The 12,804-nt window shown below is 36.5% G+C and carries 18 protein-coding genes; 16 read left to right on the forward strand and 2 right to left on the reverse strand.

Annotated features, from left to right (window positions below; all coding sequences use genetic code 11):
• Window positions 1–7 precede the first annotated feature (7 nt).
• The 14 genes from AB5150_RS00125 to AB5150_RS00190 all read left to right on the forward strand — a co-directional run bounded on the left by AB5150_RS00125 (window position 8) and on the right by AB5150_RS00190 (window position 8,716).
• Complete coding sequence (locus AB5150_RS00125) at window positions 8–598, forward strand: hypothetical protein (protein WP_368290980.1); 591 nt, start codon at window positions 8–10, stop codon at window positions 596–598.
• Window positions 599–754: 156 nt separating this feature from the next.
• Complete coding sequence (locus tag AB5150_RS00130) at window positions 755–1,012, forward strand: HPr family phosphocarrier protein (RefSeq protein WP_368290981.1); 258 nt, start codon at window positions 755–757, stop codon at window positions 1,010–1,012.
• Window positions 1,009–1,581: a hypothetical protein gene (locus AB5150_RS00135; protein WP_368290982.1), complete on the forward strand. Its 573-nt coding sequence runs from the start codon at window positions 1,009–1,011 to the stop codon at window positions 1,579–1,581. The genes AB5150_RS00130 and AB5150_RS00135 overlap by 4 nt, the downstream gene beginning before the upstream one ends.
• A gap of 206 nt (window positions 1,582–1,787) precedes the next feature.
• Window positions 1,788–2,120, forward strand: a complete 333-nt coding sequence (locus AB5150_RS00140) for a hypothetical protein (protein WP_368290983.1) — start codon at window positions 1,788–1,790, stop codon at window positions 2,118–2,120.
• Between the two features lie 40 nt (window positions 2,121–2,160).
• The gene (locus AB5150_RS00145) at window positions 2,161–2,373 is read left to right on the forward strand and encodes a hypothetical protein (protein WP_368290984.1); all 213 of its coding nucleotides are present in this window, start codon (window positions 2,161–2,163) and stop codon (window positions 2,371–2,373) included.
• A gap of 3 nt (window positions 2,374–2,376) precedes the next feature.
• A complete protein-coding gene (gene nrdD, locus AB5150_RS00150) occupies window positions 2,377–4,566 on the forward strand; it encodes an anaerobic ribonucleoside-triphosphate reductase (protein ID WP_368290985.1) in 2,190 nt (729 codons plus the stop codon).
• A 1-nt stretch (window position 4,567) separates the two neighbouring features.
• Window positions 4,568–5,128: a 4Fe-4S single cluster domain-containing protein gene (locus AB5150_RS00155; RefSeq protein ID WP_368290986.1), complete on the forward strand. Its 561-nt coding sequence runs from the start codon at window positions 4,568–4,570 to the stop codon at window positions 5,126–5,128.
• A gap of 13 nt (window positions 5,129–5,141) precedes the next feature.
• Window positions 5,142–5,273 carry a hypothetical protein gene (locus tag AB5150_RS00160; protein WP_368290988.1) on the forward strand — a complete coding sequence of 44 codons (132 nt, stop codon included), beginning with the start codon at window positions 5,142–5,144 and terminating at the stop codon, window positions 5,271–5,273.
• Window positions 5,273–5,899 carry a hypothetical protein gene (locus tag AB5150_RS00165; RefSeq protein ID WP_368290989.1) on the forward strand — a complete coding sequence of 209 codons (627 nt, stop codon included), beginning with the start codon at window positions 5,273–5,275 and terminating at the stop codon, window positions 5,897–5,899. Before AB5150_RS00160 ends, AB5150_RS00165 begins: the two co-directional genes overlap by 1 nt.
• The gene (locus AB5150_RS00170) at window positions 5,896–6,126 is read left to right on the forward strand and encodes a hypothetical protein (RefSeq protein ID WP_368290990.1); all 231 of its coding nucleotides are present in this window, start codon (window positions 5,896–5,898) and stop codon (window positions 6,124–6,126) included. Before AB5150_RS00165 ends, AB5150_RS00170 begins: the two co-directional genes overlap by 4 nt.
• Before the next feature lie 58 nt (window positions 6,127–6,184).
• A complete protein-coding gene (locus tag AB5150_RS00175; RefSeq protein WP_368290991.1) occupies window positions 6,185–6,511 on the forward strand; it encodes a hypothetical protein in 327 nt (108 codons plus the stop codon).
• Between the two features lie 4 nt (window positions 6,512–6,515).
• Window positions 6,516–6,947, forward strand: coding sequence for a dUTP diphosphatase (locus AB5150_RS00180; RefSeq protein WP_368290992.1), 432 nt, complete (start codon window positions 6,516–6,518; stop codon window positions 6,945–6,947).
• An 84-nt stretch (window positions 6,948–7,031) separates the two neighbouring features.
• Window positions 7,032–8,270, forward strand: coding sequence for a tyrosine-type recombinase/integrase (locus tag AB5150_RS00185; RefSeq protein WP_368290993.1), 1,239 nt, complete (start codon window positions 7,032–7,034; stop codon window positions 8,268–8,270).
• Between the two features lie 224 nt (window positions 8,271–8,494).
• Window positions 8,495–8,716: a hypothetical protein gene (locus tag AB5150_RS00190; protein ID WP_015534896.1), complete on the forward strand. Its 222-nt coding sequence runs from the start codon at window positions 8,495–8,497 to the stop codon at window positions 8,714–8,716.
• Between the two features lie 102 nt (window positions 8,717–8,818).
• Here AB5150_RS00190 and sigE read toward each other — a convergent pair whose 3' ends face one another.
• The gene (gene sigE / locus AB5150_RS00195) at window positions 8,819–9,556 is read right to left on the reverse strand and encodes an RNA polymerase sporulation sigma factor SigE (RefSeq protein ID WP_368290996.1); all 738 of its coding nucleotides are present in this window, start codon (window positions 9,554–9,556) and stop codon (window positions 8,819–8,821) included.
• Window positions 9,534–9,989, reverse strand: a complete 456-nt coding sequence (locus AB5150_RS00200) for a sigma-E processing peptidase SpoIIGA (protein WP_368290998.1) — start codon at window positions 9,987–9,989, stop codon at window positions 9,534–9,536. The genes sigE and AB5150_RS00200 overlap by 23 nt, the downstream gene beginning before the upstream one ends.
• 292 nt (window positions 9,990–10,281) lie before the next feature.
• Between AB5150_RS00200 and AB5150_RS00205 the strand changes: the two genes are divergently transcribed.
• Together AB5150_RS00205 and AB5150_RS00210 are read left to right on the forward strand one after the other, a co-directional pair.
• Window positions 10,282–11,976: a S8 family peptidase gene (locus AB5150_RS00205; RefSeq protein ID WP_055273013.1), complete on the forward strand. Its 1,695-nt coding sequence runs from the start codon at window positions 10,282–10,284 to the stop codon at window positions 11,974–11,976.
• A 102-nt stretch (window positions 11,977–12,078) separates the two neighbouring features.
• Window positions 12,079–12,771 carry a phosphatidylcholine/phosphatidylserine synthase gene (locus AB5150_RS00210; RefSeq protein ID WP_055144505.1) on the forward strand — a complete coding sequence of 231 codons (693 nt, stop codon included), beginning with the start codon at window positions 12,079–12,081 and terminating at the stop codon, window positions 12,769–12,771.
• Window positions 12,772–12,804: the final 33 nt, after the last annotated feature.

A 12,804-nucleotide genomic window follows, 5' to 3' on the forward strand; every position in this document is an offset into this window, starting at 1 on the left:
GGAAAAAATGCATACAGTTTTTTGCATTGTTGGCAGAACCGCATCTGGTAAGTCAACTATTGTTAATGCAGTTGCCAAAGATTTAAACTTAAAAATTCTAAAGTCATATACGACAAGAACAAGAAGGCAGAGTGAGATAGGAGACAGTTATGACCATACATTTATCAGTGCCGATGATGTAGATAAGTATAGAGATGATATGGTGGCATATACAGAAAGAGCAGGTTATTGTTCATTCGCTACTAAGGAGCAGTTGATGAACAGTGATATATATATTATCAATCCAAGCGGTTTTTCAGATTTAATTGAATCTACAAAGGACATTCCCAATCTTCGATTAGTGGATATATGGATTGATTGTGATTCAGACCAATTAATCGTTCGTTCCAAAAGTCGTTCAAATTCTGACAATTGGAAAGAAAACTATGATAAGGAAGAGACGGAATTTATAAAAATATATCCGAATATAGATTATGACAAGTCATGGCATGTTGATAATAATCAATATATATCGACAGCAATTAATCATATGAAACAAATCATAACAGTCATAAAACATGAAGATATATATATGTCTGAGGCAAAAGAAAATGTTTAAAACTTTTTGTAAGCATAAAAATTATCGAATAATTGAATGTAAGAAAAATGAAAAGACATACAAGTGTCAATGTATGAAATGTGGGACACAATTTGAACTGCCCAAAGCAGTCGATGAGATGTATGAAATAAATCAAATAGTGAGGTTGTATTAAAAGTGAGCATAGAAATGATTAATGATACCTATGTGATAGACATAAATACTATTGCAAAAGCAAGGAAATTAAATGAGATTGCACTTAGTTATGAGGAAGACATAGATATCTTGAAAGATAGGTATGTAATTGATGCTAAATCAATACTTGGAATATTTAGCTTAGATATATCTCAGCCATTGAAGATAAGAATACATACCGATAATGAAGATGTATTATCCAGATTTTACAAAGATTTACTTGATCTGATTGTGAGGTGATTAATATAAGGAAACTTTATGTAGATTTCGATGGGTGCGTGGTTAACACTATCGCAACTATATGTCAGATGTATAATGAAGATTTTAAATATTACAAAGATTTTAAACCTGTTAAATGGTGGGAAGTTGAGACATGGAATTTTGAAGAGTGTAATTGTGCCAAGCCTGAATATATAGATACATATTTTAATCAACCAAGATTTTTTAAATATATCACTTATATGGATTGGGCGAAGGAGATATTAGATGAACTGAAAGAAACTTATAAGATAATTATTGTTTCTGCTGGTTATAGTCCAAATCTGTATGGTAAATCAATTTGGGTTAAGGAGAATTTACCTTATTGTGATTTTATAGGTGTAAATCTAAAGCAGTATACAGATAAGAGTCATATTAATATGCAAGACGGTATATTTATTGATGATTCATACAATAACCTGATTACTTCAAATGCCATGTTTAATATTTGTTTCGGCGATGAATATGTATGGAATAAAAATTGGAAGGGTGTCAGATGTAATAACTGGTACGACATAAAAGATTTTTTACAAGGAGGAAATATTAGTTAGTGAGCATTATGACAAGTCATGAGTTAGCGCAAGAGCTATTAAGCAGACCTGATGGTTACATTACAGCAAAAACTCGTGATAACAGAGAATATAAGATTAGTAGTTATCAGAGGATAGCCACTGATGCTAATTATGATGATACATTGCACTATTGGACACTGAATCTCAGTGAGTGCAGTGGCAATATTATATAGGAGGATAAAGATATGTTTTGTTATCAGATGGTTGGATTAGCCGACCAGAATGGAAAGACCTATGAGTGTGAATATGGCACTTACAGTAAGAAAGATGGTTTCCAGATTAAGAATTTTGGAGTAAGTAATGATTTTGAAGATATGTTATATGATCTTTTTCACAAAGATATGTGGTCGCTCAAGGTTGAGCCAAAGGTTATGACCAAGGAAGAGATTGAGAAGGCTCTTGGCTACAAGATTGAAATCAAAGGTAAAGATGAGAAAAATGTTAATAAGAACAATAATATGTGTAAAAGGGCTGGATTATTAGCAGACGATGATATATTTTCTTTCATTTTCAAGTGAGATTTGAAGAATAGTTTCAACGGTGAAAGGAAGGTGAATTATGGATACAGATACAATAGCTATATTTATGGTGTTAGTCTCGATTTTATGTATGTGTTTAACAATTGGTATAAGTATGATCGTATATCAAGTTACTCATTTAAAAGGTATTATAAATAAAAGGTATTATAAAGGTTTGGGAGTTCTACATAGAATCAATGACGAAGTTGATAACGAAGAAAAAAACAAAGTAGAGACAGAAAAGGAGAGATAAGGTTTGAAGGTAATTAAAAGAGACTGTTCAGAAGTTGATTTTGACAAAGCAAAGATTTCTTCTGCGATTTTAAAGGCTATGAAAAACGGATCGGGTATTATCAAGCCGAAGGTTGCTGAAGATATTGCGAATGAGATTGAAACTGAGTATGCCGACAAAGATGAGCTGAGTGTATCAGATATAGAGACAATAGTATTTGATAAACTAATTTCAAAGAAGCAGAGATTAACAGCAAAAGCATATGAGGGGTATAGAAGTATTCGTGAATTTCAGAGAGAGAACGAGAATACGATTGATACAGAAATAACAGAATTATTAAGTGGAGAAAGTGATTATTGGAATAATGAGAACTCCAATAAAAATCCAAGACTTAATACAACACAGAGAGATTATTTAGCAGGAATTGTAAGTAAAGATGCTTCAAGACGATATATTTTGCCACCTGAGATTGTACAGGCTCATGATGATGGTTTAATTCATGTACATGATCTTGACTATCTTATTCAATATATGAATAACTGCTGTCTTATCAATCTTGAGGATATGTTACAGAACGGAACTGTAATAAGCGAGACTATGATAGAAAAGCCACACAGTTTCTCAACTGCATGTACAGTCGCAACTCAGATTATAGCGCAGGTTGCTTCAAGTCAATATGGGGGGCAGAGTATTTCTTTGGCACATCTTGCCCCATTTGTAGACATTTCAAGACAAAAAATCCGTAAAGAGTTAAATGAAGAAATTAGCTTGTTGGGATGTGCAAGAGGGGCAATTTTAGAAGAGGACTTTGATACAGTTGTTGAAAAAAGATTAAAGAAAGAGATTGAAAAAGGAATCCAAACAATTCAGTATCAGATCACGACTCTCATGACGACAAATGGGCAAGCACCATTTATTACTTTATTTATGTATCTTAATGAAGCACATAATCAGAGAGAAAAAGACGATTTAGCCATATTAATTGAAGAAGAACTTCGTCAGAGTTATCTTGGTGTAAAGAATGAAGAAGGTGTATATATCACACCAGCTTTCCCAAAAGTTATCTATGTACTTCAGGAAGATAATATTCATGAAGGAGATAAGTATTGGTATCTTACTGAGATGGCTGCCAAGTGTTCTATGAAGAGATTAACCCCTGATTATATCTCGGAAAAGGTTATGAAAGAAATGAAAGATGGTAATTGCTATCCTGTAATGGGGTGTAGAAGTGCCTTAACAGTATGGCATGATGAAAATGATAAACCAAAGTTCTATGGAAGATTTAATACTGGTGTCGTAACAGTCTCATTACCAGATATTGCGTTATCATCAGGTGGGGATGTTGATGAGTTTTGGAGAATATTTGACGAACGTACAGAATTGTGCCATAAAGCTTTAAAAATTAGACACAAGAGATTACGTGGAACGAAATCTGATGTTGCACCTATTCTTTGGCAACATGGAGCATTTGCAAGACTTAAAAAGGGTGAATCCATTGATCAGTTACTTTTTGGTGGTTATTCAACCTTGTCACTTGGCTACGCAGGTCTAGCAGAATGTGTAAAATATATGACAGGTCACTATCATTGTGATGAAGGGATTGGAGAGAAGTTTGGTCTGGAAGTAATGCAAGCATTAAATGATAAATGTTCCCAGTGGAGAGCAGAAGAAAACATTGATTATAGCTTGTATGGCACACCTTTAGAGGCGACCACGGAAAAGTTTGCAAAGAAACTTAAAGAAAGATTTGGCGTTATCAAAGGAGTTACAAATCGTACATATATTACAAACTCTTATCATATTCCTGTATTTATAAATATTGACGCATTCGAGAAGCTTCGTATCGAAGCAAAATTCCAGAGATTAAGCCCAGGAGGAAGTATTTCATATATAGAATGTCCAAACATGGAAAACAACATTCCTGCTGTACTTGAAGTAATAAAATTTATTTACAACAATAATATGTATGCCGAACTGAATACCAAGAGTGATTATTGTCAAAAATGTGGATGGGATAAAGAAATCAAGCTTATTGATGAAGACGGAAAGCTGGTATGGGAATGTCCTAACTGTGGTAATAGAGATGTAAGAACTATGGATATTACTCGTAGAACTTGCGGATATAAAGGAACAGCACGTAATGGATGGAATCAGGGTAGACTTGGTGATATTCATGATAGAGTACCACACCTTGACGATATCGAGGAGGAATAGTATGAGATATGCAAGTATGCGCAATCTTGATATTTCCAATGGAGAGGGAGTTGGTGTCTCCCTCTTCGTTCAAGGATGTCCGTTCCACTGTAAAAATTGTTTCAACTCTGAGACATGGGATTTTAATGGTGGCAAAGAGTGGACAGAAGAAATAAGAGAAAAGTTTATAAAACTGATTGACAGACCATATATTAAACGAGTTTCATTTCTTGGTGGCGAATGTTTAGCTGAACAAAATCTTGATGAAGTTCTATCTCTTGTTAAAGAAATTAACAGAAGATTCCCAGACAAAATAATTTGGTTATATACAGGATACATCTTTGAACAATGTAGACCATTCTCAGAAGATGGATTATTACCTGGCAGTAATTTTGCACCACATTTACAAGAAATATTAAAGAAGCGTTGGGAAATAGTAGGTAATGTAGATGTTCTTGTAGATGGAGAATATATAGATGAGCAAAAAGATCTTACACTCAAATTCAGAGGCTCAAAAAATCAAAGAGTTATTGATGTACAGCAATCCCTTGCTCAAGACAAAATAATTTTATACTGCGATTGAAAGGAGTTTCAATATGATAACAGCAACAATCTCATTTATAGTAGGCGTATTCGTAGGTGGCACACTTATGGCATTCTGCAATGCAGCATCACACCGAGATAACATTAGATATCCAGATGATAAAGAGAGGGAGTGGGGCAATTAATGTCATACTTAACCGACAAGTTTAAGGGTATCTATCGTCTGAAAGTACCTATTGATAAAAATACAAATGATTTTCCACGCAAGCCAAACGGTCAGTATGAGGATATAGATATGTATATATCCTGTCAACACGGCAATATGATATTCCATGACACAGGTAGTACATTACTAGCTTACATTCCAAGCCTTCAGCGTGGACATAATATTATCAATACTATACAAGAAGAAAATCTTGGTAATGTATATGACATAGAAGAAAGTGATTCAGAAGTTCTTTTCAAATTCAAATATGCCGATTCTGGCAAAATTATCCCATTACTGAAACCACGAACAAGTGGTTCAAATATCAGTCCATTTTCAAGTAGGAATTTACCTCAAAATAAGGATTATAAGATATCAGATGAAGACTTAATCAAGTATAAAAATATTGTTGAAAAAATCCCATCAGAGCGCATTTTAACCGTTTCCCACGCCACAAATAACTTCATTAAATCCTTGGCTAATAGAAGAAAACCTCTTGATAGTATTAAGGCTGATATGAAACTAAAGGGGTTACGTGGTAAGGAGTATATACATTGTATTGGACTTTGGGATAGATATATTAAATATTTGGAGAAAAATTTATGAACATAAAACGATCAATAATTGAATATAAAAAGCGAAGAGAAACAAAGAAACAAGCTAGAGCAGAAGAGTATTTTGAAGAAATCGAAAAAAGTAAATATCTAAGTAATTCTTATTGTCCTGGTTGCCAATTCGCTAACAATAAGTACAAAGATTATTGCATCACAAAATGTAGATATGGTATATGGCGAAACAAGAAAAATCGAGAGAGATACGAAATCAAAAACTAAAGAGAGGTGAAACTACATGATCTGTAAAAATTGCAAATGTTGTAAGCGTGGATGGTTTATGTCTAAGCCAAACGATTATGTTTGCATCGGTGTTCAAGAACCATTTATCATAAAGGATATTAATCAGAAGTGTACGGAATATACGGACAAAAATGTTATAAAGAAAGCATATGAAGTGGCAGACAAATTAAGTCCACCAGTTACGGCTATTTCTATGCCTTGGGGAAATAATGTATCCGTAAGGAAGATAAAGAACGGCTCAAAACTACAGATAGGTAATGTATACTCGGCAACCATATATTGTGACCAACATTTTAATAAATTTCAGAAGGTAATGATGAAAATATTTTTTGGATGGCGAGTAACAGATTTTAAGGAGAGATAAAAAAATGGAGAAAATTAAGATAAAATATTTTGACGATGAGATAGATAAGATAGAAAAGATTAGTAAAGGTGATTTGATAGATCTTCGTGCAGCAGAGACAGTAGAAATGAAGAAGGGTGATTTTAGACTCATTTCTCTTGGTGTAGGAATGAAACTTCCTGATGGATACAAGGCTAATGTATATCCGAGAAGTAGTACATATAAAAATTTTGGCATCATTTTAGCAAACAGTGTAGGTCAGATTGATAATAGTTATAGTGGAGATAATGACTGTTGGAAGTTTCCAGCAATTGCTATGAGAGACACAGTTATTCATAAAAACGATAGGATTTGTCAGTTTGAGATTCAGAAGGTTCAGCCAGAGATAGAATTTGTTGAAGTTGAACATCTTGATGATACTGATAGAGGAGGTATTGGATCGACAGGTAAACAGTAATACTAAAATTTTATACCAGGGGATAAACTGATATTTATATCAATTTATCCCCTGTTTAAAGAGGTGATATATATAAATGACAATATGAATAGTATATTGCAACAAGCTATAGATAAAGGTATAATCAATATATCAGATGTGCAAGAACAATTATATATGAGTAAAATTAATGATATAATATCACAGCACAAATACAAAATATGGCAAGGAGATAATGGCTTTTGGTACACATATTTATCCGATAATACAAAGAAAAACGGAAGAAGATTAATAAAAAAGAAAAGTTTGGATAAAATACATGAGGCTATTCTTGACTTCTATGAGAACGAGAGTGAGAATCGAGTAATCACATTCAAAGACTGTTTCTCGTCTTATAAAAAACTTAAATCGGAAGTAGTTTCTAATAATACCTTGTCCAAATATGATACGGATTATAAAAGATATTTTAAAGATACATGGATTGAAAACGCTGATATTACTAAAATCACTGGCGATAGATTAGATATATTTATTCAAAAAACCATCAAAGAATTGGAACTTAAACCTAAAGCAGCGAAGGCATTGATAGGTTATATAAAAAGTATATTTACACATGCCATAGTTAGAAGATATATAAACGAAAACCCATGTATATATCTAAATCCTACTTCTTATTATTTGAGAAATTGTGTATATGAGATTTATAATACAGAAGATCGAATTGCAAATCAAATTGAAGTGGCAAAAGTAGTCAAAAAATTAAGAAGTGACTACAAACAAAAACCTGATTATATAGTGCCTTATGCTGTAGAATTAGCAATGTACACAGGTATGAGAGTCGGAGAAATATCTGCTTTAACTTGGGACTCTATTAAAGACAATGTAATAATAATTAATAAAGAAGAAATTTATGACAGAATTGAAAATAAATATTATATTGTCAATTATTCAAAAAACAAAAAACCAAGGATAGTTCCAATTACGAAAGATATAGAAAGACTGTTAGAAGAGATTAAAACCACCGAAGAACTATTTGGGTTCTTAGGAGATTATATTTTTATGAACAAAGATGGTCATATAAATAAGAGAAAAATTGGAGACTGTGCCAGAAACAAAGCATATCAAGCAGGTGTCGATAAAAGTATTAGTATACATTGTTATAGACGAACCATAAACTCAACTATTCGATGTGATGGGACATCTTCTATTGTTGCTTCTAGTATTATAGGAAATACACCAGAAGTAAATAGCCAATATTACACCTATGATGTTTCAGAAATTGAGGAAAAGAGAAATATTCTTGAAAAAGCAAATAAGAAGATGATGGCGAAAAGTAATCAGTAATAGCATTTATAAAAGTAATCAAAGTAATCAAAACGAGATTACATTTTGAACCTTAGAAACCTTGTAAAATCAACGAAAAATGGCTTTTTAGATGATTTTAAGTGCGGGTTCAAGTCCCGCAGCCGGCATTATATTGAGCCTGAAACCTGAGTAGAATCAAGGGTTTCAGGCTCTTTTGGTATACGTGGGAATAAGATCTTGAAATGAATGGGCGGTGATATATTATGATGAGTAGAAAAGTAAAACAGCAGGTGAATTCGGCTGTGAATGAGTTGGATATGAATCTGGCGAACAACTACAAGGATCTGGCGCATAAAGCCTTGAAGGAACTTGATGAGCTGGTTACGAAGCTTAATGAGGAGGGGCAGCTCAAGGAAAAGGACTACACCAAACTGAGGGATAAAGTGGATGATTACAAGAGACGTATGGCGGGATATCATCACTGACAGTATGTCATAATGACATAATATCGTCACTGAAAGATTATGACCGGGAGACTGCAGAACAACGGATGTATGTAGCTTCCCGGTCATATTTGTCTGTGTGTATCAGTATTGCTTCATTATCTCTCTGCGAAGCTTCTTGATTATTCTTTTTTCCAGCCTGGATATGTAGGACTGGGATATTCCCAGGAGATCAGCCACCTCCTTCTGAGTCTTTTCTACCCCACCTATGGTGTTTATTCCATACCGCAGTTCTATGATGGTGCGTTCCTTTTCACAGAGCTTTGATATGGCATTGTCGAGGAGATTGTAGTCTACCTCTGTCTCCAGATCACGGTAGACTACGTCCTCATCCGTTCCCAGAATGTCGGACAGAAGCAGTTCGTTGCCGTCCCAGTCAACATTCAGCGGTTCATCGATGGACACCTCTGTTCTGAGCTTGCTGTTGCGACGGAGAAACATGAGTATCTCATTTTCAATACATCTTGATGCGTAGGTAGCAAGCTTTATGTTTTTGTCATTTTTGAAGGTGTTTATGGCCTTGATGAGACCGATCGTGCCTATGGATATCAGATCCTCAATTCCGACACCCGTGTTGTCAAATTTTTTAGCAATGTATACGACAAGTCGCAGATTTCGCTCTATCAGCATTTTCTTTGCGGAATCCGACTGGTTGTTTGTGAGTTCGTTTATGACCACGGCCTCCTCGTGGGGTTCCAGCGGGGCGGGAAGTACCTCGGTTCCTCCAATATAATATATATCTTTGCCGCTTTTCAGGGAGCGCAGTGAAATATTGCTGGCAACAGTAAATTTGAAGTCGTTACTCCTTATTGTGTTTAACATGTCTTTTGCCTCTTTTCATATAATATTTGCTTAAAAGAATACATTTGTCTGTGTGAAGTATATTAAATGTATTTGGGCTGATACCGATCAGTGGTCTGTGTTCCATGTATGAGCTGTCGATGAACATGTAGTCAATGTCCATGGCGAGCATAAGCTGATTTCCGGAGCATATCGTATTGTAGGGAATTATGTGTATTCCGGCCGGAATGTCATCACGGTAATCATATTCATATATGGAAGACGGTTTTTTGATGTAGTCATCGAGCAGTGGAGTCAGTTCCGGTGGAGCCAGTTCGATGGCTACGGCGTATGTAGTCACGGCGACGTTGCGTCCTGTGAGATTGCATCTTAGCGTGTTACCTGTGTCCAGGTAACCGATAGCATTGGTGATCCTTGAATGTCTGCCTAGTAATACATTTGTCAGAAAGTTCAAATAATTCACTTCTTTTCATGTAGTGCAATTGGAATTATATATGTGGGCCGGTAAGAAAATGGTCGTATTACAATAAATGAAGCATCGATATTTCGATTGAATTTTTAATTTGTTGATGGAAATGTGGTTAAGTTTTTCAATATACGACTATATATTTGAAAAATGTGTATAAATCTGTGGATAATGTGGAAAAGTGCTAAAACATCCTAAAAAGTGCGAAATAAGCAAACAATTTGCGACATAGAGCGATATTTTGTGCAATATAATGATAAAAAATGAGAAATGTATATGTATGGATGACAAAATAAGCCCTGAACTTAAACTTGCCATGGATGCGGATGGTTACATGCCGTACAGCAGTCTTTATCTTGGATATAACGCATCCGATGATTCGTGGATGCTGATAATCAGACATTCCGGTGACATAGATGATCTTGAGGGAGATATTCTGAATAGCTGCGTTTATCTGCTCGGGGGATATGCCATAGTGAACGTGTATTCCTACAATATAAAAAGGCTTCAGGAGGAGCCGAGGGTACTTTATATCGATAAAGCTCAATATTACAGTTATGGTGCGGGTGTCGCCTATGACAGATACATATCCTGCATAACGGAAAATTTCATGTCGAAGTATGGGCTCACAGGCGAAGGCGTATGTATTGGAATTATAGATAGCGGCGTGAATATCCTCAACCGGGAATTTGCAGATGACGCCGGCTCCAGGATAGTCATGTATTGGAACCAGAATACAGATTATGAAAGGACTTACCCAAACCGCTATGGTCTTGGACGGATATATGATCAAAGTGAGATCGGGCAAATGTATGAGGACAGGCGGCTGCCCGGTGTCATGGGAGAGCAGCACGGCACGGAGGTTGCATCTGTGGCCGCCGGGAGCAATATAGGAGTGGCGGGAAAAGCCCGGATCATTGTCGTTGAACAGTCGCTTGAACGCGCGCTGCCGGACACGATAGGTATAATGATGGGGATAGATCTGCTTGTGAGATACAGCATGGAGACTGGAACTCCGGTAGTGATAAATCTTTCATATGGAAATAACTTTGGAGCCCATGATGGCACGTCGACACTTGAGCTGTTTGTTAATTCTGTGGCCCAGATGGCTAAGGTGTGTGTTGTCACGGGTTCAGGAAATGACGGTGGAAGACAACTGCATACCAGCGGTATGCTTGGAAATGTAAGCTATGCGAGTATTGACATTGCGGTGGCGGCCGGTGTGAAAAACTTTGGCCTGCAGATATGGAAAAACTATATCGACAGCTTCGATGTGCTCGTCTATTCGCCGTCCTACGACCTTGTGGCGTATCTCACGGAGGGACAGATAGTATCCGGGGCGTATTATGGGAGCACGGAGTTGCTTGGGATATTCCAGGGACCTTCACCTTACAATGTCAAGCAGCTCATATATGTATTTTTCCAGTCTGAGACCGGGGATATAGAGCAGGGGATATGGCATGTGAGGATTGCACCGAAGAGCATTGCAAATGGGATATTCAATGCGTATCTACCCGGTGACAGTTATGTGACGGGGCAGGTTGCATTTGAGAATCCTTCGGTGTATGGAACCCTCACGATCCCGGGTACGGCATCAAATATAATAACGGTGGCTGCCTATGATCAGGTAAATGCATCCATAACGGGATTTTCAGGCAGGGGTTTTACGTCGGATAATGCCATAAAACCGGATATTGCAGCTCCGGGTGTCGGAGTGACTGTCAGCTATGGTGAGTATGGATACGGAAATGCCGATGGCACATCGCTGGCGGCGGCATTTGTGTCTGGCTGTGCGGCACTTATCATGGAATGGGGGATAGTCCTGGGGAACGATCCATTTATGTACGGAGAGAGGGTTAAGGCTCAGCTTATAAGGGGAGCAAAGCCTCTCGGTTCACTGGGCAGTTACCCGAACAGATATACAGGCTGGGGGACCGTGTGTATGGAAAACAGCTTCAAAGGATTAATTGTATGAAAGATTTGCAAAAAGATGTGGTTTTATGTCAAGTAATTGTGTATAATTTGATTCATACGTGCTTTTTGCAAGTATAAAAGAAAAAAACGGGGTATTTCACACATGGTAGGATTTTATAATTATACAGTTATTTTGACATATATGAGCCTGGTGTCATCTATCACAGGCATGTTCTTTACATTTACCGGACACCTTAGCATAGGAATATTGTGTCTTGCACTTTCCGGTCTGTTTGATGCATTTGACGGAAAAGTCGCAAGGAGCAAGAAGGATAGGACTATGGATGAGAAGAGATTTGGTATCCAGATAGATTCTCTCTGTGACCTGGTGAGTTTTGGAGTTTTTCCTGTTGTATTGTGCTGGTATTCAGGAATGAACACGCCGTTTGGAATGGTTATTCTTGCACTGTACTGTCTGGCTGGAATGATAAGACTTGCATACTATAACGTGCTCGAGGAGAAGAAGAACAATGACGATGATGATGCTGAGGTCATAGAGCAGCCGGATGGAAGAAAGTATTTCCATGGAATGCCGATCACCGCAATATCGGTGGGGCTTCCTATAATATACGTTACGTCACCTTTGCTTGGGTCCTCTTTCCCAATTCTGCTTCATGGAATCATGATACTTGCAATGATACTTTTCATAACAGATTTCAGATTCCCTAAGCCAACCACAAAGGAACTTATGGTGATAATTGTCATTGTGGCAGTTGCCGTAGTTTGGCTTATGATAAGATACATGGTCAGACGTCATATCATAACTATTCCTTATTTTATATCCCTTCTATTATAAGTTATAAGTGTATAGGAGCTATGAAAAATAAAA

The sequence above is a fragment of the Coprococcus sp. RTP21281st1_F1_RTP21281_210402 genome (assembly GCF_040915325.1).
Lineage (GTDB): Bacteria > Bacillota > Clostridia > Lachnospirales > Lachnospiraceae > Coprococcus > Coprococcus aceti.